Raw genomic sequence first — 26,366 nt, forward strand, 5'->3', positions numbered from 1 at the left:
GACTGGTCTGGTCGAAAAAGATACAGACCAGCCGGGATGCACACCACGGGCTCGGTCCCGGGCGGATGCACCCCTTCCGCTTCACCTGTTCGCGCTGGTGGGACCGGGTTTCTGGCGGCCGGCAGGCGCATCGCGCCGCCGTCCGCTCCAGCGCGGCTCGAGCGGTTCTCGAGCGGCTCGCCCCAGCCTGCCCGTGGGCGCGCCCGCCCCGCGTCGCGCGGATCGAGCCCTTCCGCTCGCCCCGGACAGGACCCACCCGTCCGCCCGATGGAAACGGCACGAACGGTTTGTTACGCTCGCCCGCGAGGAGCCGAGCCGTGACGCAGGCGGCCGGCCGCGGCGGCGAGGGGTGCCCGCGTGCCTCGCCACCGCGGCTCTCCTCGTCAAGCGCCGTAGTCAAACTCTCTGGCCTCCCCCTCGGCAGGCACGGCAACCCCCCTGCGGCGACGGAGCGGTCGATGGTCAAACAGGAGCGTGCGGCGCGTACACGCGAAACCCTGATCCGGTCCGCGGCGGAGGTCTTCGGCCGGGAGGGCTTCTCCAGGGCCTCGCTCACCGCGATCAGTTCGCTCGCCGGGGTGAGCAACGGGGCGCTGCACTTCCACTTCGAGAGCAAGGCCGCCCTGGCGGACGTCGTCGAGGCCGAGGCGCTGGCCAGGCTGCTGGCCCTCACCCGCACCGAACCCGCGGCCGGGGCGAGCCATGTGCAGCTCCTGGTCGACGTCACCCACCGTCTCGCCGACGAGCTGCGCGGCGACGTCGTGCTGCGCACGGGATTCGCCCTGGGCGGCGAGCCGTCCCGCCCGGCACGCACCGGCCTGCGGGAACACTGGCGGTGCTGGGTCGAAAAGGAGCTGGAGCGGGCCGAGGCGCAAGGCGAACTGCGCACGGAGGTCAGGGCCCAGGACGTGGTGACCACCGTGGTGGCCGCCACGGTGGGCCTCGAGCGGCTCGGCGTGCGGGAGGCGATGTGGCTCTCGGCGGCGACCGTCAGCCGGGTCTGGCGCCTGCTGCTGCCCGCCGTCGCGCCGGCCGCCCTCCTGGCCGATCTCGAGGCCGGCGGAACCGGCCCCCCGTAGGACCCGCCCGGGCGTGCCCCGGCCCTTCGCACATGCGGAGCGCCGGGGCTTTCGCCTGCGCACCGCCCCCAAAGGAGACCTGAGGGTCTACTTTCGGCCGTCCCGGACCGGCAGGAAGGGCGGGGGAGCCGTCCCGCGAGGACGACGAAACTCGCGAGCTCGAGAAAGATGCAGGTCAGGGCGTTGTCTGAGGGTTCGTCGGGGAGGCGGGAAGAGTAAGACGGATCGGTCGGTTTCCGTTGACAAACCGTCGGCCCTGTTTTTTACTGAGTTTGCTCATCACGGACAGGGGGAGTACGGGTGGACATCGAACTACTGGGCACTCTGGCGGTTCGGGAGCAGGGGCGCTCCATCACGCCTACCGCTCCCAAGCCGCGACAGGTACTGGCGCTGTTGGCACTCCACGCCGACCAGGTCGTCCCGGTCTCGGCTCTGATAGAGGAGCTGTGGGCGGGCACGCCGCCGCGCAGCGCCCGCACGACGCTGCAGACGTACGTGCTGCAGCTGCGGGCCCTGATCGCGGCGGCCCTGGAGCAGGGCGACGGGGCACAAGGCCGTGCAGGCCGGTGCAGGGCCAAGGACGTGCTGGTCACGCTGCCCGGCGGTTACCTCCTCGACACCGGCGGCGGCACCAGTGACGTCCGCGAGTTCGACCGGCTCGTCGTCAGGGGCTCGCGGGCCATGGACGCGAGCGACTTCCCGGGCGCCGCCCGGCTGCTGCGCGAGGCGCTGTCCCTGTGGACGGGACCGGCCTTCGCCGACGTGCACGGCGGTGTCCAGCTGGACACGCAGGCGCGGCGGCTGGAAGAGACCCGGCTGTGCGCCCTCGACCAGCGCATCGAGGCCGATCTGCGGATCGGGCGGCACCGGGAGCTGCTGGCAGAACTGACCGTGCTGGCCGACCGCTACCGCACCCACGAGAACCTGCACGGCCAGTTCATGCTGGCCCTGCACCGCTCCGGCCGCCGGGGCGAGGCCCTCGACGTCTACCAGCGGCTGCACCAGACCCTGGTGCGCGAACTCGGGCTCGAGCCCTCGGCCGTGCTGCGCAGGCTGCAGCGCTCGATCCTGACGGCCGGCCCCGATGGCCCCGCCGGGACGGCGCAGCCCCACAGCGAGCGACTCGTGCGCGCCGGCTGAGACGGCGGCCCCCTGCACCCGGCAGGAGGCCGCGGCGCCCGGGAGCCGGACGCACGCCCCGCGGCGGCGAGCAGGCGGCGCGGGGCAGCAGGAGCCGGAGCGGACCCGCGGGAGGCCGGTGCGCGCACAGGCCCGCACGCCCCGCCGCACGCGGGCACGCGAACGCCACGCGGCCAGCCGCCCGATCCGCCGGGCGGCCACCGGAAAGCCGCCTCTTTCCTCCGCCTGCCAACCGCCTCCCGCAGGCCCTGCGGCCACGAGGTGCCGCACTGCCGCGGCGCGCCGGGCAGGCTCCGGGAAACAGGCCTCCTCCCGCCGCACCCCCTGATCGGTACCACGCCTTCGGGCCCGCGGGCGCGGTACCGATCAGGAACGGCCGTCGCGGCCTCGCCGGTGCCGGACGGCCGACCGGCGCCTTTGCTCCGGACGCGCCGGATTCCCCCCACCCCGCTCAGCTCCCGAACGGCACAGCGCCTCCGTGCGTCGCGCAGCCCCTTTTTGTCCCCGGCCGGTGGCCGCACCGAAAACACTCACCCCCCTTTCAGGAGCACCCCGCTCCGCTCGGCACGCGCGGGGCATCGCGAAGTCACCCCCGCACTCCCGCCGCCCCTTCCGGCTCGCATTTCCCACGGCACCGCACCGCCAACCGGGTCGAAGATCCACCTCGCGGAAAGCAGCCCCGGCCGGAATATCACTCGAGCCCATCTCGCGCGGCATTCAACGGAACACGGCCGCCCGGCAAATCCGTCAGATGCGGCGGCCGGCACCCGGCAAAAACTCCGAACCCCGACCGGAAGCGGAAGGGGATTTCCATTTACGCACGGCCGGCAGCGTCGATTCGGCCCGCGGACGGCCGATTCCGCGCCCGGCCCGCGCCGCCTTTGCGGACCCCGGGCCCACGGCAGAGCCCGAAGCCGCCGGCAAAGCGGACAGTGACGGCAGGTGACACGGAAGGCCCGCTCCCGGCCGCAGGGCCGGCCCCGCCCGGGCCCCGCCGGGCCGGCCCCGGGCCGCCGCCGGCCCCGCTCACCCCCCGGGGCCCGCCGCGCCGCGCCGCTCCGCCTCCCGGCCCGCACCCTTTTTCAGCCTCACCACGCCACGCACCGAGGGCCCGGCGCGACCGCCCGGCCGCGCCCGGCCCCGGGCCGAAAACCGCAGGCGGCCCCCGATCCCCGCAGACCCCGCCCCCCGGCAGGCAGCCGCACATACGCCGCACCCCCGGCCCGCAGGAACGTCCGGGCCCGCAGCCGGACCGAGGCCGGCAACCGGCAGCGCGGCCAGGCCGCACCTGCGCCGAGCAGCCCCTTTACCGCACGCCGGCCAACGGGTTCGCCCACCACGCCCCCGGCCCCGGCCGGCCGAAGTCCCCGGCCACACCCGCCACCGCGCACCCGAAGACCCCGCCCGCAGGCCCGGCCCGCGCGCCCGATCCGCCTCGCGCCCGGCCCGCGGGGCCGACGACCGGAAATCCCCCCATGCGCAGGCGACTGTCCCATTTCTCCGGTGCCTTCTTGACACCCGGCGGCAATCATGAATGCGACAGCTCCGGAAAACGGAAAACTACCCTTGTTGGAGACGGACTCGACGTGAACTCGAGAAATCGGTGACGCTGCCCAGGGGCCGCTACTCTGCCTCAGTCGAAGGCTTTATCGATGTGAACTCGACAACGAGCTGAGGAAACCGTGGAGATACAGGTTCTGGGTCCGTTGAGCGCCGACGTCAACGGGGGTTCGATTGTTCCGACGGCCGGCAAACCGCGCCAGATTCTGGCGCTGCTCGCGCTCTACCCGGGCCGGGTGATGCCCGTGCCCACCCTCATGGAGGAGGTCTGGGGCACCGAACTGCCGCAGAGCGCGCTCACCACGCTGCAGACCTACATACTGCAGCTGCGCCGCAGACTCGGCACGGCCATGGGGCCGGGCCACCCGGGCGGAGCCAAGGAGGTGCTCGCCACCCGGCACGGCGGCTACCTGCTTCAGATCGCCCCGCAGAGCGTGGACGTCCACGCGTACGACCGGCTCGTCGCCGAAGGCCAGAGCGCCTTCGAGGTGGGCGACGACGAACGAGCCGCCGCCCGGCTGCGCCAGGCGCTCGGGCTCTGGAAGGGCCCGGCCCTGGTCGATGTGCGCGTGGGCCCGATACTGGAGATCGACGTCATGCGGCTGGAAGAGAGCCGCCTGGTGACCGTGGAACGGCGCATCGACGCCGACCTGCGACTGGGCCGGCACACCGAACTCCTCGCCGAACTCACCGAACTGATCGCCCGCCATCCGCAGCACGAGGGCCTGCACTCACAGGCGATGGTGGCGCTCTACCGCTCCGGTCGCCAGGCCACCGCCCTGGACGTCTACCGGAGACTGCGGGTGCGCCTCATCGAGGACCTCGGCGTCGAACCCTCCCCGCAGCTCCAGCGGCTCCACCAGGCGATGCTGGCGGTGGACCCGGCGCTGGACGTGATCGCAGGCCCCCGGCGTGCATCCACGTTCGACCTGTACGCGGCCTGAGGCGCCGGCCCCTCGGGCCGGCGGCACGACCACAACGACGGGGCTCGCGAACGGCGCGTGGCGAGCGCCTCGCGAGCACCGACCGACCACGGCGGGGAGAGACGGTGCAGCAAGAAGGAACAGCCATGGCGCAGGAGAACGGCGTGCGGCTGGTGTGCTTCGCGCACGCGGGAGCCGGCACCTCGGCGTTCCATCGCTGGGACACCCTGCTGGGCGCCGCGGCCGCCTGCGAACTGCGGCAGCTGCCCGGTCGGGGTGCACGACGGCGCGAACCCCGGGCAACCACCCGCCAGACCCTCCTCGCCGACCTGCACGACCTGTTCACACCACAGCCGCCCGGACCGTACGTCCTGTACGGGCACAGCCTGGGCGGCCTGATCGCCTACACCCTCACCCGCGCCCTGCACGCGGCCGGCCTGCCGCTGCCGGCACTGCTGGCCGTCGGCGCCTGTCCGCCGCCCGGCGAACCGGGCGAACTGATCTCCTGCGCCGAAGCCCCCGACCACGAACTGACGCGGGTGCTGGAGAAGTTCGAGGCGGTACCCGAGGACGCCGTCCCCGGCGACCTGTGGCACCGCCTCGTCCTGCCGGTGCTCCGCGACGACCTGAAGCTGGCCGCCGACCTGCGCGCCGCCGCCCGGGACCCGGCCACCGGCGGACCGGTTCCGGTCCCACTGCTGGCCGTCGGCGGCAGTGAGGACCTCCTGGTGCCCACCGAGACGATGCGCGGCTGGAGCGCCTGGAGCGACGGCCGCTTCATCCACCGCACCCTGCCCGGCGGCCATTTCTTCGTGCGCGACGGCGAACTCCCCCGGCTGCTCGGCCGGGCCTGCCGGATCGTGGGGCGGACCGGCCGGTGAGCCGGGCCCTGATCGAGCACGGCCGCCGTCCGCCGTGAAAGCGACGTTCCCCGTGCGGGCCCTTTGGGCCCTGGCCGCACGAGACGTGAGAGACCTGCCGGCAAAAGCCCTGCCCGGCCGGCCCGGCCGCCGAAACGGCCCCGCACCCCCGCCGCGGTCGAGGACCGCTCGAGGGGTTCTCCGGCTGTTGCGGTGAACCTCGGAGCAAGCGTCGAGGGAAGGCAGAGCCGATGGCGGGTGAAGGAGTGCATCGCAGGACGTACTCGGTGGACGTGGCCGCGCCGGCCGGCGTGGTCTACGGACTGATCGCGGACACCACCCGGTGGCCGCTGTTCCTGCCGTCGAGCATCCACGTCGAACGGCTGGACTTCGACGGGGTCCAGGACCGGTTCCAGACATGGGCCGAAGTCGGCGGCAGCGTGAAGTCCTGCCTGTTCCGCCGCACCCTGGACGCCGCGGCCCGCCGCATCGACTTTTGCCAGGAGGTGCCCGCCGGCCCGGCCCCGTCCCTGGGCGGCCGCTGGACCGTCGAAGCGACCGCCCCCGACCGCTCCAGGCTCGCCCTGGACCACGAACTCACCGTCACCGACGGCCGGTCGGAGGACACCGCCCGGATGGTGCACGCCACCGACACCACCAGCGCGGCCGAGGTGGCGCAGCTCAAAACCACAGCCGAGCGCTGGGACCGACTGGACGGACTGCTGCTGTCCTTCGAGGAGTCCGTACGCGTCAAGGGCCCGGCCGAACTCGTCTACGACTTCCTCTGCGGCATCGCCGACTGGCCCGGCCGCGTCCCGCACGTGCTGCGCGCCGACGTCGCCGAGGAGCGGCCCGGCGTGCAGAGCGTGCGGACCGAGACCCGCTCCGGCGGCGGCCCCGTACGCACCGCCCAGACGGTGCGGGTCTGCTTCCCGCACGCCTTCCGGATCGTCTCCAAGGAGACCGCACCGGGGGAGCCGCTGCAGGCGCACACCACGGAGTGGTCGGTACTGCCCGGCGAGAGGGACGTCACCGTCCTGGCCCAGCACCAGGCGCTGCTGCGCGAAGACCTAGGCACCGGCACCGCCGCGGCGCGTGCCCACGTGCGCGACCTGTTCGGCGGGCAGAGCAACACCGTCCTGAACCTCGCCAAACAGCACGCGGAAACCGCCATCCGCATCCTGTGAACCAGGAACCGAACACCGCAGCCATGACCGCCTCCCCGCGCCACGAAGCCGCCGACACCACCACAGCCGTCGCCGCGCAGACCACCACAGCCGTCGGCGCGCAGACCACCGCGGCCCCCGTCGGCGCGCAGGCCACCGCGGCCGCACGGCACCGCGCGGCCCGGCTCGAGGCACTCCTGGGCGACCCCCAGGACCCGGCCAACCCGCACGGGATCGCCGCCCTGTGCGCCGCCGACGCCCGGGGCGAGCCCCCCGAACCGACCGAGGCCCTGCTCACCGAGGCCGGCCTCGCCGCCGAGTTCGTCCCGGCCCGATCCGGCGGCCTGCTCACCCGCGCCGACCTGCTCGTCACCGCGCTGCGCCCGCTGTTCCGCCGCGACCTCGCCCTCGGACTCGGCTTCGGCATCACCTCACTGTCCGCCACCGCCCCCGTCTGGGCCGCGGGCAGCACACGGCAGCGAGCGGCCACCGCGGACCTGCTGCTGCGCGGCGGCCGGGCGGCCGCCGTACCCCACGAACCCGCCCACGCCAACGCCCTCGCACGCGGCGAGCTGACCGCCGCCCCGGGGCGCGGCGGCTGGATCCTCGACGGCCGCAAGGAACTCGTCATGAACGCCTCCCGGGCGGGCGCCTGGGTCGCCTGCGTCCGCACCACACCCGAACGCGGCCCCCACAGCCACTCCGTCCTCCTGCTGGACCCCGGCGAGCTGCCCTCCGCCAGGGTGCGCCGACTGCCCCGGGTGCCCACCCCCGGCATGCGCGGCACACTCTTCTCCGGCCTGGCGTTCACGCACTGCCCAATCCCCGCGCACGCCCTGGTCGGCCGCCCCGGCGAGGGAACCGCCCTGACCCTGCGCACCCTCCAGATCGACCACTGCCTCATCCCCGCCATGGCCGTCGCGGCCGCCGAAACCGTGCTGCGCTCGGCTGTGCGCGCCGCCACCGGCCGCGGCCAACCGGTGGCCCGGCGCTGGCACAAGCCGCTCGCCGGGGTCTTCGCCGACCTGCTCACCTGCGACAGCATGGCCACCGTCGCGCTCCGCGCGCTCAGCCTGCTGCCCGACCGCACCCACCTCCTGGCCGCGGCCGTCAAGTACGTGGTCCCGGACCTGCTGCGCGAGAACCTCGAGGAACTCACCACCGTCCTGGGCCTACCCGGCCACGAACACGGCAGCGGGCACCACGGCCCCCTGGACAAGCTGACGCGCGACCTGCCGTTCGCGAGCCTCGGCCACACCGGCACGGCCGCCTGCCACGCCGTCCTCGTCCCCCAGCTGCGACCACTCGCCGAGCGCTCCTGGTTCAAGGCCCCGGAACCGCCACCCGAACTGTTCCGCACCGGTGCCGACCTCCCCGCCCTCAACCACCGGTTGCTCGGCATCGCCGGCGGAGAGGACTTCCTTGCCGCCTCCCTCATCGGCTCCGCCGCACGACTGGCCGCCACCGCGGGCACCGACGGCCGGATCGCCCTGCTCGCCGGCCTCGCCGAGGCGTTCACGGACGAACTGCGGACACTGCGCTCCCGGTGCGCGGCCCTGCCCACCACCCCCGGCCCGGCCGCCGTGATCCTCAGCGACCGCTACGCCCTGCTCCAGGCCGCGGCCGCGGTGCTCGGCATCTGGGAGGGCCAGGACGGCACGGACGCCTTCCTCGCCGAGCCCGCCTGGGCGGTGCTGGCACTGTCACGGCTGGCCCGCAGGCTGGGCCTCACCACGCCCGGCCCGCCCGACGAATGCGTGGCGCAGGTGCTGGACGAACTCGTGCGCCGCCACCGCACCGGCCGCAGCTGCGATCTCGACGGCAGCGGACCCAGCCATTGAGGAGGAGACCCATCGTGCCGCACCGGACCGCCGCCGGCAGCAGGACCCCTCCACCGCCCGTGCACGCCCCCGGACCCGGACCCGGCCGGCCCTGGCACACGGTGCGCGCCCGCCTCGAACAGGACGGCAACGCCGTCGTCACCGCCACCTGGGGCGAATGGCTGACCGCAGCGCTCGCCGACACCGCGCTGCGCCCGCTGCTCGGCCCCGACTGGCAGCGCTACCGGCGTACCCAGGACGCGGCGGCCCGCTACCGCTTCCTCGCCTCCCGCATGCTCATCAAGTACACGGCCGCCGCGGCCCTGAGAACGGACCCGGCCGCGCTCGACCTCGCGTACAAGATCGGTGGAAGGCCGTTCATCCGCGGCTTCGACCAGATCGACATCAGCCTGAGCCACACCGAGGACCTGATCACGGTCGGGATCAGCCGCACCGGCCGGATCGGCGTGGACGCCGAACCCGCAGGCCGCACGATCTCCTTCGAACAGCTCCACCGGCACATGTGCACCCCCGCCGAGAGCGCCGAGCTGGCACGGATGCCCCAGGACCGGCAGGCCTCGGAGCTGCTGCGGCTGTGGACCCTCAAAGAGGCCTACGCCAAGGCCCTCGGGCAAGGACTGCGGCTCGGCTTCACCGAGTTCGGCTTCGGCCTGGACAGCGGCGTCCTGACCACCCACGACGGCTCCCCGGCCTCCCGCGGCGCATGGTCCTTCGCCACCCACCTGGTGCTGAGCGGCCGCTACCTGGTGAGCACGGCCTGCCAGGACACCGGCCTGGACACCGCCCGGGACACCGCCGCCCACACCATGCTCGACCAGGGGATCACGGGCGCGGTCGAGGAGGGCCTGGCCGCCCGCTGAGCCGGCCCTGCCCGCCCGCGCCCCCACCACACGGGCAGGGCAGACAGGGCTCGGCGGCCCGGCTCGCTCATCGCCGTGCCCGCCGCCCCGCCGTGCCCGCTTCCCCGGCAGGGCGCCCTCGAAGCGCCCTCTAAGAACCCTCCACCGGCGCGCCCGAAGCTGGGCACCTACCGAGCAAGAGCCCCCGGGAAACCGGGCCGAACAGGGCGGAGCAGGTACGTGACAATCTTGGTGACTGGAGCGACGGGAGCCGTGGGCCGGCTTGTGGTCGGCCGGCTCGTCGCGGCAGGTGAGTCGGTGCGTGCGGTGACCCGGAACCCGGCCACCGCGGGCCTGCCGGAGCCGGTCGAGGTCGTCGAAGGCGACCTGGACAAGCCCGAGAGCCTGCGTGCGGCCTTCGCCGGAGTGGACCGCCTCTACCTCTTCCCGGTGCCGCAGACCGCCCGCGAGGTCGTCGCCCTGGCCAAGGAAGCCGGCGTCCGCCGGATCGTGGTCCTCTCCTCCTCCTCGGTCCTCGACACCTCGGGCGACAACCACAGCGGCGCGTACCACCGCAGCGTCGAGCGCGCCGTGCAGGAGTCCGGCATCGAGTGGACCTTCGTCCGCCCCGACGAGTTCGCCACCAACGTGCTGTGGAAATGGGGCCACTCCATCCGCACCGAGGGCGTCGTGCGCGCCCCCTACGGCAACGCGAGGCGCGTCGTGATCCACGAGTCCGATGTCGCGGCCGTGGCCGCGGCCGCCCTCCTGGAGGACGGACACGCCGGCCAGGCCTACGTGCTCACCGGCCCCGAGGCCCTCACCCAGGCCGAGCAGGTCCGCCAGATCGCCCGGGCCATCGGCCGCCCGGTCGCCTTCGAGGAGATCACCCCGGACCAGGCACGGCAGGCCATGGGCCAGGCCATGCCCGCACCGGTGGTCGAGATGGTCCTGGGCTACCTCGCCGACGCGGTCGCGAACCCGCCCGTCCCCTTCGACACCGTCGAGAAGGTCACCGGCCGCCCCGCGCTGACCTTCGCCCGCTGGGCCGCCGACCACGCCGCCGATTTCGCCCCCCAGCCCACGGACCGTGCGGCATGAACCTGAACTCCGCCGAGCACCCCGCATCCGGCACCGCCGACCGGACACGCCGCGCCGCCGCCAACACACTGGTCCGGATGACCGGCAGCGGCACACCCGAGGAACGGATCCACACCGCCGAGGGCCCCCGGCCCGCCGCGGGCAAGGGCAGGGTCCTGGTCGAGGTCGAGGCAGCCGGCGTGTCCTTCGCCGAGGTCCAGATGCTCCAGCACCTCCACCCCTTCCCGCCCAAGTTCCCCTTCGTGCCCGGCTACGACCTGGTCGGGCGGATCGTCGAGGTCGGCCCCGGCGTCACCGGCTGGAAGACCGGCGACCGGATCGCCGCCATGCCCCGCCAGGGCGCCTGGCAGCGCTTCGTCGAACTGCCCGCCAAGACCCTGGCCGCCGTCCCCGAGACACTGGACGCGGCCGTGGCCGTGGCCCTGGTCACCAACGGGGTCACCGCCTACCAGATGCTGCACCGCCTCACCCGCCTGCGGCCGGGCCAGAGCGTCCTGGTGCACGGAGCGAGCGGGGGCGTCGGCGCCCTGCTCACCCAGCTCGCGGTCCACCACGGCCTGCGGGTCATCGGCACCGCCTCGCCCGCCAAGCACGACGCCGTGCGGGAACTCGGCGCACAACCGCTCGACTACCGCACCCCCGACATCGCCGCGGCCGTCCGCGCACTGGCCCCGGAAGGCGTCCAGGCCGTCTTCGACCACATCGGCGGCCGCGGCCTCGACGCCGGCTGGACGATGCTCGCCCGCGGCGGAACCCTGGTCTCCTTCGACTCCTCCGTGGCGGGCTACCGCCCCGGCCAGTGGTTCCGGCCGCACGTCCCGGCCCTGCGCCGCACCGTGACCCGCTTCTTCGCCCGCCTCCTCGGCCTCACCAAGGGCCGCCGGATGAGCATGTACTACGTCAAACCCGGACCGGACTTCACCACCGACTACGCGCAGCTGTGCAGGCTCGCCACGGACGGTGTCCTCACCCCCCGCATCGCCGGCCGCCACCCGCTGGACGGAGCCGCCGCCGCGGTACGCGCCCTGCTGGACGGCAGCAGCGTCGGCAAACACGTCCTGGCCCCCTGAGCCATCCGACTCCGCAGCACACGAGGGGAATTCCCACCATGACCACAACGGTGAACGAGCGTCCCGCCGGCCACAGCGTGCAGGAACGCAACAAGGAGATCGCGCTCGCCTGCGCCGCTGCCTGGAACCGCTGGGAACTGGACGGCGTCCTCAAGCACTGGGCCCCGGACATCAAGCACTACTCCGAGGACCGCCCGGTCGACACCCGGCAGATGATCGGCGCCATGCGAGCAGGCCTCGCCGCCTTCCCCGATCTCCGCCTGGACGTCAAGTCCATCGTCGCCGAGGGCGACCGCGTCATCGTGCGCATCACGGTGACCGCCACCCACCTCGGCGAGTTCCTCGGCAAGGCACCGACCGGGAAGAAGGTGACCTGGTTCATGCTCGAAGAGCTCCTCTTCAACGACGCCGGCCAGATCATCGAGCACTACGACGTCCTCAACTACCTGCCGATGCTGAAGGAACTGGAGCTCGTCCCCGCCGAAGCCCTCTGAACAGCACCGCGCCCCCGTGGGAACCCAGGGTTCCCACGGGGGCGCGTCGTCGCCCCGGCGCCGCCGCGCCCGGCTCAGGCCAGGTCGTCCCGGGTGACCTTACGGGCCGACACCAGCAGCTCACCGCCCTCACCCCGCACCAGCACGTCCTCGCAGACACACACCCGGTGCACCCGGGACTCGCCGCCGATCTCGGAGGCGTAGACGACGGCGTACGAGCGGACGGCCACAGCGCCGTCGGGGCGGGGCCGGACGTCCAGCATGCCCATGAAGTGCCGGTGCCGCTGCCCGGCCGCGGCGAGCTCCGCGTGGCTGCGGGTGGTCACCGCGACCAGGCCGGCCCGGCCCCGCACGGGCTCCGGCAGCGTCGGCACCGCGAAGGTCGCGTCCTCGGTGAAGGTCGCAGCCCAGCGCTCCGCCTCGGCCAGGTCGAGGAGCTGCATCTGGTAGGCGTAGAACTGTTGCACCTCGGCGTGGAGCGCGGCGTCCCAGGCGGTGGTCCCGGGCACGAGGTCAGGCGAGGTTGTCATGGGGTCTCCCTTTCGTTCCTTGGCTGCGCCCATGCTGCGCGCCGCGGGTCGCACCCCCTTCGAGGATCCCTCGACCGCCCGCCCCCTCCCCGCGCCGCGAGGCCGCGCTCCTCCAGCCGCCTTCCGCCCGCCCTCCAGCGGGCCGGGGCACCGTCGAAACCACCGCAGAGCCGAGCAGCGAAGGGTGGGAAATGGTGTCCGCTGAACAGGTGCACCGTACGTCGCACGAGGTGGAGGTCGCCGCACCCGCGGGGGTCGTCTACGGGATCATCGCGGACACGGGGAAGTGGCCGCTGTACTTCCCGCCGAACGTTCACGTCGAGCGCCTCGAAGGCGACGAGCGGCATGAGCGTCTGCGGATATGGGCGACCGCCAACGGCACGGTGAAGACGTGGACCTCGCGCCGTGAGCTGGACCCCGGCCGCCGCCGCATCGAGTTCCGCCAGGAGATCCCGGCCGCTCCGCTGACCGGCATGGGCGGCACCTGGATCGTCGAGGAGCTCGGCGCGACCTCCACCCGGCTGACCCTGCTGCACGACTTCACCGTGGCCGACGACCGTGCCGAAGACGTCGAGTGGGTGCTGCGGGCCACCGACACCAACAGCGAGTCCGAACTGGGCCGCCTCAAGACGCTCGCCGAGCGCTGGACCCAACTGGACGACCTCGTGCTGTCCTTCGAGGACTCCACGCACGTCGAGGGACCGGCGGAACTCGTCTACGACTTCCTGTACCGGGTGGGCGACTGGCCGGAACGGGTCCCGCACGTGGACCGCCTGGACCTGGTCGAAGAGACACCGGGAGTGCAGGTCATGTCGATGGACACCCGCACGGCCGACGGCTCGGTCCACACCACCGAATCGGTCCGCGTGTGCTTCCCCGAGGCCGAACGCATCGTGTACAAGCAGACCGCGACCCCGGCCCTGATGGCCGCCCACACCGGGGAATGGTCCATCAGGCGCGACGGGAGCGGCGTGACCGTCACCTCGCAGCACAGCGTCGTGCTGCGGCCGGAGAACATCGAGCGGATCCTCGGACCCGACGCGGACGTCGCCGCCGCCCGCCGCTACGTCCGCCAGGCCCTGGGCCGCAACTCCGGCGCCACCCTCGCCCTCGCCAAGCAGTTCGCGCAGGCCGCCACCCCGGCCCGCTGACACCCCGACCGCCCTCCCCACCCCCCACCGCACCCCGCCGGCCCTGCCGGCGGGGTGCCCCCGTTCCCCCCGGACCGGCCGGGGCCGCACCCCCTCCGGCGGGAGACAAGGGCTGGTTCGAGCGGTTCTCCAGCAAGGTCGGCGAGGCTCCCAGACACGTGCGGTGGTTGCGTCGCGTGCGCGGCGGCGATCCGCGCTGTCGCCGTGACCCCCTGGAGGACAACAGTGAAGGAAAGCCGATGAGGCGGGTTGTGATCACCGGAATCGGCGTGGTCGCACCGGGCGGCGTGGGCACCAAGGAGTTCTGGTCGGTACTCACCTCCGGACGCACCGCCACCCGGGGCATCACTCTGTTCGATGCGGCACAGTTCCGCTCACGCATCGCCGCGGAGGCCGACTTCGACCCCGCCGCTCACGGGTTCACCCCGGCCGAAACCGCGCGCCTGGACCGGGCCACCCAGTTCGCCCTGGTCAGCACCCGAGAAGCCCTGACCGACAGCGGACTCGCCGAAGAACTCGACCCCCTGCGCACCGGTGTCACCCTGGGCAGCGCGGTCGGCTGCACCACCGGCCTCGACATGGAGTACGCACAGGTGAGCCGCAACGGCGCGGACTGGGTGCTGGACCACACCCGGGCCGTGCCCCACCTCTTCGACTACTTCGTGCCCAGCTCCATGGCGGCCGAGGTCGCCCGCCTGGCCGGAGCCCAGGGCCCGGTGTCCCTGGTCTCCACCGGCTGCACCTCGGGCCTGGACTCCGTCGGCCACGCCGTGGAGCTGATCCGCGAAGGCAGCGCGGACGTCATGATCACGGGCGCCACCGAGGCACCGATCTCCCCGATCACCGTGGCCTGCTTCGACGCGATCAAGGCCACCAGCCCGCGCAACGACGAGCCGGAGACCGCCTCGCGGCCCTTCGACCGCACCCGCAACGGGTTCGTGCTCGGCGAGGGAGCGGCCGTCCTGGTCATCGAGGAACTGGAGCACGCCCGCCGCCGCGGAGCACAGGTCTACGCCGAGATATCGGGCTTCGCCAGCCGCAGCAACGCCTACCACATGACCGGTCTGCGCACGGACGGCGTGGAGATGGCCGAGGCCATCACCGCCGCCCTGGACGAGGCCCGGCTCAACCCCGACGCCGTCGACTACATCAACGCCCACGGCTCGGGCACCAAGCAGAACGACCGCCACGAGACCGCGGCGTTCAAGCGCAGCCTCAAACAGCACGCCTACGAGGTGCCGGTCAGCTCCATCAAGTCGATGATCGGCCACTCCCTGGGCGCGATCGGCTCCCTGGAGGTGGCCGCCAGCGCCCTGGCCATCGCGCACGACACCGTGCCGCCCACGGCCAACCTGCACGAAGCCGACCCCGCGTGCGACCTGGACTACACCCCACTCGTCGCCCGCGAGCAGCAGACCGACACGGTGCTGACGGTGGGCAGCGGATTCGGCGGGTTCCAAAGCGCCATGATCCTCACCCGCCCGCACCTGGGAGCGACCGCATGACCGCCACATCCACCCTCGACCGCCCCCGCCACGACCGTCCGGACCCGCCCCGCCGCCCGCAGGCCGTGGTCACCGGCATCGGCGTCGCCGCCCCCAACGGCCTGGGCACCCACGCCTGGTGGAACGCCGTACTGCAGGGCGAGAACGGCATCCGCCCGCTGACCCGCTTCGACGCCTCCGGCTATCCGGTCCGACTCGCCGGCGAGGTACCCGGGTTCGTCCCCGAGGACCACGTACGCAGCCGGCTGCTGGCCCAGACCGACCAGGTGACCCGGCTGTCCCTGGCGGCCGCCAAGGAGGCGCTGGACGACGCCGGGGTCGACCCGGCCCAACTCCCGCGGTACGCGGCCGGGGTGGTCACCTCCAGCTCCGCCGGCGGCTTCGAGTTCGGCCAGCGCGAGCTCCAGGCCCTGTGGAGCCAGGGCGGCCAGTACGTCAGCGCCTACCAGTCCTTCGCCTGGTTCTACGCCGTCAACACCGGCCAGATCTCCATCCTGCACGGACTGCGGGGCGCCAGCGGCGTGCTGGTGACCGAACAGGCCGGCGGGCTCGACGCCGTGGCCCACGCCCGCCGCCAGCTGCGCAAGGGGTCCTCACTCGTCATCACCGGCGGCGTCGACTCCGCCCTGTGCCCATGGGGCTGGGTCGCCCACGTCGCCGAGGGCCGCATGAGCCCCCGCGAGGACCCGGACCGCGCCTTCCTGCCCTTCTCCGCGGACGCCTCCGGCTACGTGCCCGGCGAGGGCGGCGCCCTGCTGGTGCTGGAGGACGCCGAAACCGCCCGCGCCCGAGGCGCCCGGGTGTACGGATCGGTCGCCGGCTACGCCGCGACCTTCGACCCGCACCCGCAATCCGGTGACTGCCGGCTCGGCGCCGCGGCCGCGCTCGCCCTGGCCGACGCCGGGGTGCGGCCCGACCAGGTCGACGTGGTCTTCGCCGACGCCGCCGGCGAGCGGGAGGCCGACCGCACCGAAGCGCGGGCGATCTGCGACCTGTTCGGCGAGCGCGGCGTGCCCGTCACCGCACCCAAGACCATGACCGGCCGGCTCTCCGCCGGAGGGTCCTCCCTCGACCTGGCCGCGGCGCTGCTCTCCCTGCGCGACCAGGTGATCCCCCCCACCACCGGTACCGACCGCCCGGCCGAGGACTGCCCTGTGGACCTGGTCACCGGCACCCCGCGCACCGGAGTGGAACTGCAAACGGCGCTGGTACTGGCGCGTGGCCGGGGCGGCTTCAACGCCGCCGCCGTGGTCCGCGCCTGAACCACGCCGGCGCCTTCGCCCTACGGAAAACAGACCGCCATGGACGTCCACCCGTCCGTTCAGAAGAAAACACGAGGTATGACGTGACCCGGTTCGAACTCACCGATCTGATCACCCTGCTGCGCGAGTCCGCGGGCGAGGACGAGGGCGTGGACCTGGACGGCGACATCCACGACGTCCCGTTCGCCGAGCTCGGCTACGACTCGCTGGCCATGCTCCAGACCACGGGCCTGGTCGAGCGGCAATGGGCGGTGCTCCTGGACGAGGAGGCCGTCTCCGAGGCCGAGACGCCGCGCCAGTACCTGGACGTCGTCAACCGGGCACTGTCCGAGCGCACCGCCGCCTGAGCTCCGGCCGGCCGGTGACGGCCACCGGTGAGGGATCGCCGGGTACGGCCGTCCGTCCGCCGGCCCGCGGCACGACAGCCAGCAGCGGGCGGCCCCGGACAGGGGCCGCCCGCTCGGCGGTGCGCTGTCCCGCGCCCGACGGCCCCGGGCCGGCCCCGGAGTTCAGCCAAGGCTCCATCCGGTCTCAAGACCGCAAAACCACCATCAGATCCACACGACAGGCATATGGGCAAGGGGAGGGGCTGTGAGCAGCAGCGCGGACGCGGTGCCGGACACCGCACAGGCCGCACAGACCGCTTCGGACACCCCCGGTGTGCCGGGCGGACCACAGGGACACCACCGCGGCCTGATCGGCACATTCCTCACCCACGCCCGCCGGGACCCGCGCGCGACCGCCCTGGTCTGGCGCGGCGAAGAGGTCGACTACGGCACCCTGCTGCGGCGCGCGCAGGCGCGGCGCACCCGCCTGCGCCGGCTCACCGGCGACGGACCGATCGGCGTCCCCGCCGTGAAGTCGCCCGAGACGATCGCGCTGGTCCTCGCCTGTCTGCTGGAACGCCGGCCGGTCCTGCTGCCCTCGGCCACCCTCGGCGCCGATGCCCTGGAGCGACTGTACGGCGAGGCCGGCGTGTGCGCGGTACTCGATCCGGCGGACACCACCGGCCCGGACACGCACGAGGAACCGGACCCCGCGTACACCGGCCCGGGAGACCCGCCCGCGACACCCTCCGGGCGCCCCGCCCTGCTGCTGACCACGTCCGGTTCCACCGGACTGCCCAAGATCGTGCCGCTGGGCGTGGAGGCCGTCGACACCTTCGTCCACTGGGCCGCCGACGCCTTCGGCATCGGCCCCGGCTCCACCGTTTTCAACTACGCGCCGCTCAACTTCGACCTGTGCCTGCTCGACGTCTGGACCACCCTCGCCCACGGCGGCCGGGTCGTCCTCGTCGACCCCGACCAGGCACTGAGCGGCCCCCGCCTGCTCGCCCTGCTCGAACGCCACCGGGCGGAGGTGGTCCAGGGCGTCCCCATGTTCTTCCGGCTGATCGCCGACGCCGCGCAGGACACCGGATCGGTCCTGCCCTCCGTCCGCCACGCCGTCTTCACCGGCGACGCCCTGCCCGGGCCGGTGCTCGCCCGGCTGCCCCGCCTGATGCCCACCGCCCGGCTGCACAACGTCTACGGATGCACCGAGACCAACGACAGCTTCTGGCACGAGGTGACCGACGCCCGGGCCGAGGCCCGCACCCCCCTGCCGCTCGGCCGCCCCCTGGCCGGCGTCGACCACTACCTCGCCGACGGCGACGGGCACGTCCTTCAGGGACCGGGCACCGGTGAACTCCTCGTCTCCACGCCTTTCCAGAGCGACGGCTATCTCGGCGCGGCCGCCGCCGCCGAGGTCTTCACACCGCATCCGTCGGGCGGGGGAGCGCGCCGGTACTTCCGCAGCGGCGACCTCGTCCGGCGTCACCCGGACGGCACGCTCACCCTCGAAGGGCGCACCGACCACCAGGTCAAGGTGCGCGGAGTCCGGGTCAACACCCAGGAAGTGGAGAGCGTCCTGCTCGCCCACCCGGACGTCACCGAGGCGGCCGTCCTGGCCCTGCCCGATCCCGTCGCCGGACGCCTGCTGCACGCCGTCGTACGCCGCGCCACCGGCTGTGGCCTCAACAGCCTCGCACTGCGCGGACACCTGGCCCGCCGGCTGCCGCGCGCGGCCGTCCCCTCGACTGTGCGCATCACCGACGATCCGCTTCCCAGGACCTCGACCGGCAAGGTCGACCGCAGCCTCGCTGCCCAGGCCCATTTCCCCAAGGAGAACTGACATGACCCACATCCAGGCTGTCAAGACGTTCATCGTCGAGGAGTTCCTGCCCGACGTGCCCGCCGGCGAACTGGCCGATGACCACGACCTCCTGGAGAACGGCATCGTCGACAGCCTCGGGCTGCTCAAGGTGATCGCCTGGCTGGAGGACCGCTACGGCATCGACGCCGACACCGTCGACCTCGACCCGGAGTCCTTCACCACGGTCGCGGCGATCACCACGTTCATCGAGCAGTCCGCGCCCAAGAACGCCGGGGCCGCGTAGCCATGCACGAGGCCGTCGTCTCGCTCATCAGCCGCGACCACCCCGTGGAGCTGCCGGTGTGGCGGTCGTTCTGGGACCGGCTGCACGCCGGTGGCCTGCTCCGGGGTGAAGCCGCAGCCCTCCTCGCCTCGCTGTCCACCCAGATGCCCGACCGCCTCACCCTGCACGCACTGCTGGCATCGCTGGACGAGCGCCGGCCGCCGCGCCCGGCCGGCCCCTTCGCCGGCGCAGTCAACATCGTCGGCACCGGCGGCGGCCCGGCCACCTTCAACATCTCCACTGCGGCCGCCTTCGTCGCAGCGGCCATGGGCGTCCCCGTCGTCAAGACCGGCTCCCGGGCCTACACGAGCCGCTTCGGCTCCATCGACCTGCTCGCCCGCCTCGGCATCACCCCGACCACCTCCTACGAGCACACCCGGCACGTCCTCGAGCACTGCGGCATCGCCTTCGCCGGATTCTTCGTCTACCCCCAGGAGGTCACCCTCCTGGCCCGGGCGGTGGCGCCGCTGGACCTCCGCAGGCTGGGCTCCTTCGTCAACACGCTCGGGCCCTTCCTCGCCGACATGCCGGTCGCCGCACAGGTGACGGGCCTGTCCCGGCCCCGGCACCTGGAGGCACTGGGCCACGCCGCCGAGTACACCTCACGCGCCACCGGCCGCTCCGTCTGGCTGGCCGTCAACGAAGCCGGCGCCGATGAACTGCTCGGGTTCACCGCCAACATGATCCGCGCCTACGAGCACGGGACCGACAGCGACTTCGAGCTGGCCCCCGCCGCCCTCGGACTGGGCACCGGCCGGCTGGGCGACCTCGCCGTGCCCGACGGCGGCGCGGACCGGAGCGCCGAGCTGTTCCTCGACGTGCTCGCCGGACGGTGCGGCCGGGCGGCCCGCGAGACGGTCTGCCTCAACGCCGCGGCGCTCGCCGTGGCCGGCCGGCTGACCGGCGACTGGCACGAAGCGCTGGCGGCCGCCGACGCCGTGCTGCGGGACGGCTCGGCCCTCGCCCGGGTCGAACGACTTCGGTCCCTGGAGGCCGCGCATGCCTGACACCGTGCCGGACACGGCCCCGCACCCCGACACCCGCCCCGGCTTCTTCGCCGCACGGAGCCCGGGCCGACCGGGACTGGCCGTGTTCGCCAACGCAGGCGACCCGCCCCTCGCCGCGCTGCCGGAACTCGCCGCGATGCTCGACGACAACGGCGTCGACTGCCTGGAACTCGCCGTCCCGTTCCCCGGATCCGTCACCGACGGACCGGTGATCCGCCGCTCCGCCGACCGCGCGCTGGCCGGCGGAACCACGCTGCAATCCGTCCTCGACGCGGTCGCCACCATCCGCCCGGCCCTGCGCCGGCTGCGCATCGCCCTGCTCGCGGACTGGAGCCACAGCGTCAAGGGCACCGACCTGGGGCACTTCGCACGGTCCGTCGCCGACGCCGGCTGCGACGCGCTGCTGCTGCACGGGCTGCCGCCCCGGCTGCGCGCCTCCCACTACGCGGCGGCCCGCGGCGCCGGACTGCCGCTCGTCACCACCTGCTACGCGGTCTCCGACCCGCAGACCGTCTCCGAGGCCGCCCGGCACGCCTCCGCCTACGTCTACCTGGTCGCCCACTACGGCCGCAGCGGCACACGTGCGACGGCCGCCCCGGACCGCCTGGCCGCCGCGCTCACCGCGCTGCGCGCCGAGACCACGTCCCCGCTCGCGGTCGGCTTCGGCATCCGCACCCGGGCCGACATCACCGCGCTGGGGGACCTCGGCGCGGACGCGGCGATCGTCGGCAGCGCCGGTGTCGCCCGCATCGAACAAGCCCTCACACAAGGGCGCGACCCGGTCGAGGAGTTCGCCTCCTTCGTAGGGGAACTGCGCCGCCCGCATCCCTGAACAACCCGCGAAAGGAAGCCCACCATGATCGTCCGCAAGCTCGAAGGCGTACGCTGCGTCGACTGGGGAAACGGCCTCAGCCGCCGGTTCCTCACCGCCGCCGACGGCCTCGGCTACACCGTCACCGACACCATCGTGCGGGCCGGCACCAAGTCCCGCCTGGAATACCGCCGTCACCTCGAGGCCTGCTACTGCATCGAGGGCAGCGGCGAGGTCGTGGACACCGTCGGCGACTCGCACCCCATCACCCCCGGCACCCTCTACGCCCTCGACAAACACGACGCGCACTGGCTGATCGCCAGCCCGCACGAAGACCTGCGCCTGGTCTGCGTGTTCTCCCCGGCCCTGCGCGGCGACGAGGTCCACAACCTCAACTCTCCCGAGTTCTCACAGTACTGATGACCCCATGGACCGATGACCAGCAGCGGCTGCGGGAGGGACTGCGGCCGCTGCTGGACAAGATCAGTGACGGGCACATCGAGCGCGACGCCCGAGCGGCCTTCCCCCGGGAACAGTGGGACCTGCTGCGCGCCACGGGAATCCTCGGCCTGCCCTTCGAGGAGCGCTGGGGAGGACTCGGCCAGGACCTGGTGACCACCATGTACGTCCTGGAAGGCCTGGGACAGGGCTGCCGCGACGCCGGGCTGAACTTCTCCGTGACCAGCCACATGGTCAGCACCGGCGTCCCGCTGCAGCGGTTCGGCTCGAAGGAGTTGAAGGAACGCCACCTGCCGCGCCTGTGCTCCGGCGAGCTCATCGGCGCGCACGCCATCAGCGAGCCGGACAGCGGCTCGGACGCCCTGGCCATGCGCACCCGGGCGGTCCGCGACGGCGACTGCTACGTCCTCAACGGCAGCAAGGCCTTCGTCAGCAACGGGCCCGTCGCCGACCGGATCACCGTCTACGCCCGCACCAGCGACCGTCCCGGCCCGCTGAGCATCACCGCGTTCCTGGTGGACCGCGACACCCCCGGCCTGACCATCGGCACGCCGATCGCCAAGATGGGGCTGCGCACCTCGCCGCTGAGCGAGCTGTTCTTCGACGACTGCCGCATCCCCGCCGCACGGGTGCTCGGCCGCCCGGGCGGCGGCTTCCTCGTCCTGGACCACGTGATGCGCTGGGAGATCCTCTGCTCCTTCGCCGTCAACGCGGGGGAGATGCGCGACCGTGTCGAACGGTGCGCCCAGTACGCCCGAAGCCGTACCCAGTTCGGCAGGCCGATCGGCTCCTACCAGGCCGTCTCCCACAAGATCGTGGACATGGAGATCGGCGTGGAGAGCGCCCGCCACTGGCTGTTCTCCGCCGGCCGCAAACTCGCCGCCGGCGAGGACGCCGCCAAGGACGTGGCCATCGCCAAGCTCGTCACCAGCGAGGCGAACCTCGCCTCGGCGCTCGCCGCCGTGCAGATCTTCGGCGGCAACGGCTACATGGCCGAATACGGCATCGAGAAGGAACTGCGCAACTCCGTCGGCGGAACCATCTACTCCGGGACCTCCGAGATCCAGCGCAACCGCCTCGCCTCGATGCTCGGCCTGTGAAACCCGACCCCGACAGAAACGGATGACGCCACCATGAAACACGCCTTCGGATCAGGGTCCGCATCCGCGGCCCTGGCCACCGAGGACCTGGCCGCGACCGAGTTCATCGACCACGACAGCCCCGAGGTCCGCGCCTTCGTCCGCGAGGCCGTACCGGCGGGCGCCACCACCCCCACCGAGCAGGCGGTGGCGCTGTACTACGCCGTCCGCGACGGCATCCGCTACGAGGTGTACGGAGCGGACCTGTCCCGCGAGGGGCTGCGCGCGAGCCGGGTGGCGACCGGCGGCTCCGGCATGTGCCTGCACAAGTCGGTGCTGTACGCCGCCGGCCTGCGCTCGCTGGGGATCCCCGCCCGCCTGGTCCTCACCGATGTGCGCAACCACCTCGCCTCCGGCCGGCTCAAGCGGCTGATCGGCGGCGACGTGTTCCACCAGCACGCCCTGACCGCCGTGCACCTGGAGGACCGCTGGGTGAAGGCGACCCCGGTCTTCAACCGGACGCTGTGCCGGCTGTACCGGATGACCCCGCTGGAGTTCGACGGCACGGCCGACAGCCTCTTCCACCCCTTCGACGAGCAGGGGCGGCAGCAGATGGAGTTCCTGCGTTTCCACGGCGAGTTCGACGACCTGCCCTACGACTGGGTCATCGCCGACCTGCGGGCCGCGCACCCGGGACTGTTCCAGGGCGTGGCCCCCCGCTTCGCCGGCGGTTCCCTCGTCCGGGACGCCCACGACACGGCGGCGACGGCCTAGTGTTCGTCAAGATCTGCGGTGCGACCACCGCGCAGGAGGTGCGGGCCGTCGCCGAGGCCGGAGCGGACCTCATCGGCCTGTGGCACGGTGTTCCCGGCGGACACGCAAACCTGCCCGCCGGACGGCTGGCCGGGCTGGCTGCCGAGGCCCGGGCAACCGGCCGGCTGCGCTCCGTACTGGTCACCTTCGGCTCCGATGCCGCGGCCCTGGCCCGGACCGCCGCCGGCGCCGGCACCGACTGGATCCAGCTCCACGGGTACCAGCGGCCCGCCCTGGTCCGCGCCCTGCGGGCGGAACTGCCCGAGTGGGTGCGCATCGTCAAGGTGCTGCACGTCCGCGACGGTTCCTGCCCGGAGGCGAGCCTGATCGCAGCCTACGAACGGGCCGGCACCGACCTGTTCCTGCTGGACGCGGCCACCCCCGACGGGCGGGTCGGCAGCACCGGCCACACCCTGGACGACCGCACGGTGGCCGCCCTGGCCGACCGGATGACACGCTCCTTCCTGCTCGCGGGCGGCCTGCGCCACGCCAACCGGGACCGGTTCGGCGCGACCCTCGAGCACCCCGGGTTCCTCGGCATCGACGTGGACTCCGCCGCCCGGGGCGACGCCGGCCTGCTCGATGGAGCACGGACGGCGGACCTGGTCCGCGCCTGGAAGACACCATGAACCCGTCCTTCGCCGAAGCGCTCACCTGCGCCGATCGCCCCCTGATCATGGAGGTCAAACGGCGGGACGCCGACGGCAACGACCTGCTGGGCGGCCGGCCGGTCGCCGAGGTCGTCGCCCGCTACGAGGAGGCGGGCGCGCCCTGCATCTCGGTGGTCACCGGACACTGGTTCGGCGGCACCGAGGAACTGCTCGCCGAGGTGGCCGCCCTCACCGGCCTGCCCCTGCTGCGCAAGGACTTCGTCACCAGCCGCAGGCAGCTCGTGCGCACCCGCGAGCTCGGCGCCTCGGCGGTGCTGCTGACCGCGAAGCTGCTGCCCGCGGGTGTCATGGCCCGGCTGGCCGGACACGCCCTGGAGCTCGGACTGACCCCGTTCGTGGAGATCGCCGACGAGGCGGAGGCCGCCGCGGTGCCGCCCGGGCCCCACTGCGTCGTCGCCGTCAACAACAAGGACATCGCCACCCGCGAACGGCTTCCCGCAGACCCGGACCGCAGCACGGACCTGCTGCCCGCCGTCCTGCGGACCGGCACCCGCTGCGCGGTGAGTGCCAGCGGCATCGCCGACCCCGTCCGGGCCGCCCTGCTGCTGGACGCCGGATTCCAGGGCCTGCTGATCGGCACCGGCCTGCTGCGCGCGCCCAGCCTGACGGCATGGTGCGCGCGGCTGGACGCGGCCCGCGCCTGAACCCCCTCGCGGCATCGACCACGCCTCGACGAACGCTCCAGCACGCCCCGTGGTGCGGTCCGCAGGATGGGGCCAGCAGCGGTTCCCCCACCCGTGGGCGCCCGACCCGACATGACCACCCGGAGTTGAATGTGGACAGCGTGCTGTACAAGACGAAAGTCACCGACGCCTTCAACGAGGCCGCGGCGACCTACGACCGGCTGGGCGTGGAGTTCTTCACGCCGATGGGCCGCAGGCTGGTGGAACTGGTCGATCCGCAGCCGGGCCAGCGGCTCCTGGACGTCGGCTGCGGCCTCGGCGCCACCCTGCTGCCCGCCGCCGCCCAGATCGGCCCGGGGGGCAGCGCACTGGGCATCGACATCGCGGAGGCGATGATCGAGGAGGCCCGCCGCGAGGCCGGCCGTCAGGGCATCCGCAACGTCGAACTGCGCGTGATGGACGGCGAGCACCCCGACCTGCCGTCCCGCTCCTTCGACCTGGTGCTCGGCAGCTACAGCGTGATCTTCCTGCCGGACGCCCGGGCGGCGCTCGCCCGCTACGCCGGGCTGCTGCGCGACGGCGGCCGGATCGCCTTCACCAGCCCCGTCTTCACCCGCGACACCTTCCCCTTCCTGCCCCCGATGTTCACCGAGCTGATCCCGATGTCCCTGCTGGAGCACCTGCCGGCGGCCTGGCATCCGGAGCAGTTGCACCGGCAGCTGCACTCCTGGCTGGAGGATCCCGCGGACCTCACGGCCGCCCTGGACAAGGCCGGCTTCACCGACGTGCGGATCACCGACGAGAACGTCCCGATGACCGCCGTGTCCGGCCAGGCCTGGGTGGACTGGTCGCACACGCAGGGCATGCGGCTGCTGTGGCAGCACCTGCCCGGGGAAGAGGCCGCCGCCCTGCGCGCGCGGCTCGTCACCGCCCTCGACGCCCTGCGTGAGGACGGCGGCCCCGTCCGCATCGAGGTTCCCGTCCGCTACGTGACGGCCACCGTCGCCCGCTGACACCGAGGAAGGCGGCACCCCGGGTCTTGGGGTGCCGCCTTCCTCGATGCGGTCCGGGGGACCGGCGCCTACGGCACCGCGCCCGGCCGGGACGTCCCGGCCGGGCGCGGCGCGTCGGCGGCGGCCTCAGGTCACCGACAGGGCACCGTCCACGGCCAGGACGGTGCCGTTGGCGTACGCCGCCTCGGGGCGCGCCAGCTGCACGATCCACCAGGCGATGTCCTCGGGGCGGCCCACCCGGCCGGCCGGGATGCGCCCGGCCATCTGCTCCAGGAAGCCCTGGTAGGCCTCCTCGGGCATCCCGGCCCGCACGCCGACGCCGGTGTCCACGACACCGGGCGCGATGCCCACCGAGCGGATGCCGCGCGGTGCCAGTTCCACCGCCCAGGTACGGGTGAGGAAGTCCAGCGCGACCTTGGCCATGCCGTAGACGGAGTTCTCCGGCCAGGCCCGGCGGCCCAGCGAACCGGCCGAACTGACGTTCACCACCACGCCTCCGGTCTCCTCCAGGGCGTCCAGCGCGGCCTGTGCGAGGAAGACCGGGGCCAGCAGGTTCGTGCCGAGCTGGGCCCGGACCGTGTCCCGTTCCAGACCGTCCAGGGCGGCGAACCCGGTGACGGCGGCGTTGTTGACCAGCACGTCGAGCCGGCCGAACTCCTCCAGCGCCCGCTCCACGATCAGCCTCGGTGCGTCCTCGTCGTGGACGTCCACGGCCAGTGCCCGGATCCGCTCGTGGCCGGCTGCGGTCTCCTTCAGCCTCGCCTCGGTCCGGCCGACGACCAGCACCCGGGCACCGTCCTCGGCGAACGCGCGGGCGGTCGCCGCACCGATCCCGGTGCCGCCGCCGGTGACGATGACGCCCTTGGCGTCGGAATGCGTCGCCTGTGTCACGT

General features: G+C 73.3%; 26 protein-coding genes. 24 read left to right on the forward strand and 2 right to left on the reverse strand.

What is annotated here, in order from left to right; genetic code table 11:
- Positions 1-458: 458 nt before the first annotated feature.
- From ACIQHQ_RS31445 to ACIQHQ_RS31490, 10 genes are all read left to right on the forward strand, one after another.
- Positions 459-1,079, forward strand: a complete 621-nt coding sequence (locus tag ACIQHQ_RS31445; protein ID WP_402618344.1) for a ScbR family autoregulator-binding transcription factor — start codon at positions 459-461, stop codon at positions 1,077-1,079.
- A 300-nt stretch (positions 1,080-1,379) separates the two neighbouring features.
- Positions 1,380-2,219 (forward strand): BTAD domain-containing putative transcriptional regulator, encoded by an 840-nt coding sequence (locus tag ACIQHQ_RS31450; RefSeq protein ID WP_402618347.1) that lies wholly within the window; start codon positions 1,380-1,382, stop codon positions 2,217-2,219.
- A 1,682-nt stretch (positions 2,220-3,901) separates the two neighbouring features.
- Positions 3,902-4,723: a BTAD domain-containing putative transcriptional regulator gene (locus ACIQHQ_RS31455; RefSeq protein ID WP_402618350.1), complete on the forward strand. Its 822-nt coding sequence runs from the start codon at positions 3,902-3,904 to the stop codon at positions 4,721-4,723.
- Positions 4,724-4,848: 125 nt separating this feature from the next.
- Complete coding sequence (locus tag ACIQHQ_RS31460) at positions 4,849-5,583, forward strand: thioesterase II family protein (RefSeq protein WP_402618352.1); 735 nt, start codon at positions 4,849-4,851, stop codon at positions 5,581-5,583.
- Between the two features lie 230 nt (positions 5,584-5,813).
- Positions 5,814-6,749 carry an SRPBCC family protein gene (locus ACIQHQ_RS31465; protein ID WP_402618355.1) on the forward strand — a complete coding sequence of 312 codons (936 nt, stop codon included), beginning with the start codon at positions 5,814-5,816 and terminating at the stop codon, positions 6,747-6,749.
- A 23-nt stretch (positions 6,750-6,772) separates the two neighbouring features.
- A complete protein-coding gene (locus tag ACIQHQ_RS31470) occupies positions 6,773-8,569 on the forward strand; it encodes an acyl-CoA dehydrogenase (protein WP_402618357.1) in 1,797 nt (598 codons plus the stop codon).
- Between the two features lie 14 nt (positions 8,570-8,583).
- Positions 8,584-9,429, forward strand: coding sequence for a 4'-phosphopantetheinyl transferase family protein (locus ACIQHQ_RS31475; protein WP_402618359.1), 846 nt, complete (start codon positions 8,584-8,586; stop codon positions 9,427-9,429).
- Between the two features lie 231 nt (positions 9,430-9,660).
- A complete protein-coding gene (locus tag ACIQHQ_RS31480) occupies positions 9,661-10,509 on the forward strand; it encodes an NAD(P)H-binding protein (RefSeq protein ID WP_402618579.1) in 849 nt (282 codons plus the stop codon).
- A complete protein-coding gene (locus ACIQHQ_RS31485) occupies positions 10,506-11,579 on the forward strand; it encodes an alcohol dehydrogenase catalytic domain-containing protein (protein WP_402618361.1) in 1,074 nt (357 codons plus the stop codon). The genes ACIQHQ_RS31480 and ACIQHQ_RS31485 overlap by 4 nt, the downstream gene beginning before the upstream one ends.
- A gap of 38 nt (positions 11,580-11,617) precedes the next feature.
- Positions 11,618-12,073: an ester cyclase gene (locus tag ACIQHQ_RS31490; RefSeq protein ID WP_402618364.1), complete on the forward strand. Its 456-nt coding sequence runs from the start codon at positions 11,618-11,620 to the stop codon at positions 12,071-12,073.
- A 74-nt stretch (positions 12,074-12,147) separates the two neighbouring features.
- On the opposite strand, the gene ACIQHQ_RS31495 is transcribed toward ACIQHQ_RS31490, so the two are convergent.
- Complete coding sequence (locus ACIQHQ_RS31495; RefSeq protein WP_402618366.1) at positions 12,148-12,603, reverse strand: nuclear transport factor 2 family protein; 456 nt, start codon at positions 12,601-12,603, stop codon at positions 12,148-12,150.
- A 194-nt stretch (positions 12,604-12,797) separates the two neighbouring features.
- Between ACIQHQ_RS31495 and ACIQHQ_RS31500 the strand changes: the two genes are divergently transcribed.
- The 14 genes from ACIQHQ_RS31500 (at position 12,798) to ACIQHQ_RS31565 (ending at position 25,473) form a co-directional block, all read left to right on the forward strand.
- A complete protein-coding gene (locus ACIQHQ_RS31500; RefSeq protein ID WP_402618582.1) occupies positions 12,798-13,754 on the forward strand; it encodes an aromatase/cyclase in 957 nt (318 codons plus the stop codon).
- 239 nt (positions 13,755-13,993) lie between these two features.
- Positions 13,994-15,259, forward strand: a complete 1,266-nt coding sequence (locus ACIQHQ_RS31505) for a beta-ketoacyl-[acyl-carrier-protein] synthase family protein (RefSeq protein WP_402618369.1) — start codon at positions 13,994-13,996, stop codon at positions 15,257-15,259.
- On the forward strand, positions 15,256-16,521 hold the full coding sequence (locus tag ACIQHQ_RS31510) for a ketosynthase chain-length factor (RefSeq protein WP_402618372.1): 1,266 nt from the start codon (positions 15,256-15,258) through the stop codon (positions 16,519-16,521). The genes ACIQHQ_RS31505 and ACIQHQ_RS31510 overlap by 4 nt, the downstream gene beginning before the upstream one ends.
- A gap of 83 nt (positions 16,522-16,604) precedes the next feature.
- Complete coding sequence (locus ACIQHQ_RS31515; RefSeq protein WP_402618374.1) at positions 16,605-16,868, forward strand: acyl carrier protein; 264 nt, start codon at positions 16,605-16,607, stop codon at positions 16,866-16,868.
- Between the two features lie 313 nt (positions 16,869-17,181).
- Positions 17,182-18,693 (forward strand): AMP-binding protein, encoded by a 1,512-nt coding sequence (locus ACIQHQ_RS31520; protein ID WP_402618585.1) that lies wholly within the window; start codon positions 17,182-17,184, stop codon positions 18,691-18,693.
- Between the two features lies 1 nt (position 18,694).
- Positions 18,695-18,958 carry an acyl carrier protein gene (locus ACIQHQ_RS31525; protein WP_402618377.1) on the forward strand — a complete coding sequence of 88 codons (264 nt, stop codon included), beginning with the start codon at positions 18,695-18,697 and terminating at the stop codon, positions 18,956-18,958.
- 2 nt (positions 18,959-18,960) lie between these two features.
- Entirely contained in the window at positions 18,961-20,004 is a 1,044-nt protein-coding gene (locus ACIQHQ_RS31530) for an anthranilate phosphoribosyltransferase (protein ID WP_402618380.1), read from the forward strand.
- A complete protein-coding gene (gene trpA, locus ACIQHQ_RS31535) occupies positions 19,997-20,836 on the forward strand; it encodes a tryptophan synthase subunit alpha (protein WP_402618383.1) in 840 nt (279 codons plus the stop codon). The genes ACIQHQ_RS31530 and trpA overlap by 8 nt, the downstream gene beginning before the upstream one ends.
- Positions 20,837-20,860: 24 nt before the next feature.
- A complete protein-coding gene (locus ACIQHQ_RS31540) occupies positions 20,861-21,235 on the forward strand; it encodes an ectoine synthase (RefSeq protein ID WP_402618386.1) in 375 nt (124 codons plus the stop codon).
- Positions 21,235-22,374: an acyl-CoA dehydrogenase family protein gene (locus ACIQHQ_RS31545; protein WP_402618389.1), complete on the forward strand. Its 1,140-nt coding sequence runs from the start codon at positions 21,235-21,237 to the stop codon at positions 22,372-22,374. Before ACIQHQ_RS31540 ends, ACIQHQ_RS31545 begins: the two co-directional genes overlap by 1 nt.
- A 33-nt stretch (positions 22,375-22,407) precedes the next feature.
- On the forward strand, positions 22,408-23,127 hold the full coding sequence (locus ACIQHQ_RS31550) for a transglutaminase family protein (protein WP_402618391.1): 720 nt from the start codon (positions 22,408-22,410) through the stop codon (positions 23,125-23,127).
- Positions 23,127-23,795: an N-(5'-phosphoribosyl)anthranilate isomerase gene (locus tag ACIQHQ_RS31555; RefSeq protein ID WP_402618394.1), complete on the forward strand. Its 669-nt coding sequence runs from the start codon at positions 23,127-23,129 to the stop codon at positions 23,793-23,795. Before ACIQHQ_RS31550 ends, ACIQHQ_RS31555 begins: the two co-directional genes overlap by 1 nt.
- Entirely contained in the window at positions 23,792-24,481 is a 690-nt protein-coding gene (locus ACIQHQ_RS31560) for an indole-3-glycerol-phosphate synthase (RefSeq protein WP_402618397.1), read from the forward strand. Before ACIQHQ_RS31555 ends, ACIQHQ_RS31560 begins: the two co-directional genes overlap by 4 nt.
- 131 nt (positions 24,482-24,612) lie before the next feature.
- Entirely contained in the window at positions 24,613-25,473 is an 861-nt protein-coding gene (locus ACIQHQ_RS31565; RefSeq protein WP_402618400.1) for a class I SAM-dependent methyltransferase, read from the forward strand.
- Positions 25,474-25,599: 126 nt separating this feature from the next.
- Here ACIQHQ_RS31565 and ACIQHQ_RS31570 read toward each other — a convergent pair whose 3' ends face one another.
- Positions 25,600-26,364: an SDR family NAD(P)-dependent oxidoreductase gene (locus tag ACIQHQ_RS31570; protein WP_402618403.1), complete on the reverse strand. Its 765-nt coding sequence runs from the start codon at positions 26,362-26,364 to the stop codon at positions 25,600-25,602.
- Between the last annotated feature and the right edge of the window lie 2 nt (positions 26,365-26,366).

It is taken from the genome of Streptomyces sp. NPDC092370, from assembly GCF_044755265.1.
Taxonomy (GTDB): Bacteria; Actinomycetota; Actinomycetes; order Streptomycetales; family Streptomycetaceae; genus Streptomyces.

What these genes read in the sequence shown, in the direction of transcription:
- ACIQHQ_RS31460 (WP_402618352.1), top strand. Translation starts at nt 4,849, where the DNA reads ATGGCGCAGGAGAACGGCGTGCGGCTGGTGTGCTTCGCGCACGCGGGA.
- ACIQHQ_RS31470 (WP_402618357.1), top strand. Translation starts at nt 6,773, where the DNA reads ATGACCGCCTCCCCGCGCCACGAAGCCGCCGACACCACCACAGCCGTC.
- ACIQHQ_RS31490 (WP_402618364.1), top strand. Translation starts at nt 11,618, where the DNA reads ATGACCACAACGGTGAACGAGCGTCCCGCCGGCCACAGCGTGCAGGAA.
- ACIQHQ_RS31510 (WP_402618372.1), top strand. Translation starts at nt 15,256, where the DNA reads ATGACCGCCACATCCACCCTCGACCGCCCCCGCCACGACCGTCCGGAC.
- ACIQHQ_RS31465 (WP_402618355.1), top strand. Translation starts at nt 5,814, where the DNA reads ATGGCGGGTGAAGGAGTGCATCGCAGGACGTACTCGGTGGACGTGGCC.
- ACIQHQ_RS31545 (WP_402618389.1), top strand. Translation starts at nt 21,235, where the DNA reads ATGACCCCATGGACCGATGACCAGCAGCGGCTGCGGGAGGGACTGCGG.
- ACIQHQ_RS31560 (WP_402618397.1), top strand. Translation starts at nt 23,792, where the DNA reads ATGAACCCGTCCTTCGCCGAAGCGCTCACCTGCGCCGATCGCCCCCTG.
- ACIQHQ_RS31485 (WP_402618361.1), top strand. Translation starts at nt 10,506, where the DNA reads ATGAACCTGAACTCCGCCGAGCACCCCGCATCCGGCACCGCCGACCGG.
- ACIQHQ_RS31445 (WP_402618344.1), top strand. Translation starts at nt 459, where the DNA reads ATGGTCAAACAGGAGCGTGCGGCGCGTACACGCGAAACCCTGATCCGG.
- ACIQHQ_RS31540 (WP_402618386.1), top strand. Translation starts at nt 20,861, where the DNA reads ATGATCGTCCGCAAGCTCGAAGGCGTACGCTGCGTCGACTGGGGAAAC.
- ACIQHQ_RS31495 (WP_402618366.1), bottom strand. Translation starts at nt 12,603, where the DNA reads ATGACAACCTCGCCTGACCTCGTGCCCGGGACCACCGCCTGGGACGCC.
- ACIQHQ_RS31530 (WP_402618380.1), top strand. Translation starts at nt 18,961, where the DNA reads ATGCACGAGGCCGTCGTCTCGCTCATCAGCCGCGACCACCCCGTGGAG.
- ACIQHQ_RS31550 (WP_402618391.1), top strand. Translation starts at nt 22,408, where the DNA reads ATGAAACACGCCTTCGGATCAGGGTCCGCATCCGCGGCCCTGGCCACC.
- ACIQHQ_RS31505 (WP_402618369.1), top strand. Translation starts at nt 13,994, where the DNA reads ATGAGGCGGGTTGTGATCACCGGAATCGGCGTGGTCGCACCGGGCGGC.
- ACIQHQ_RS31525 (WP_402618377.1), top strand. Translation starts at nt 18,695, where the DNA reads ATGACCCACATCCAGGCTGTCAAGACGTTCATCGTCGAGGAGTTCCTG.
- trpA (WP_402618383.1), top strand. Translation starts at nt 19,997, where the DNA reads ATGCCTGACACCGTGCCGGACACGGCCCCGCACCCCGACACCCGCCCC.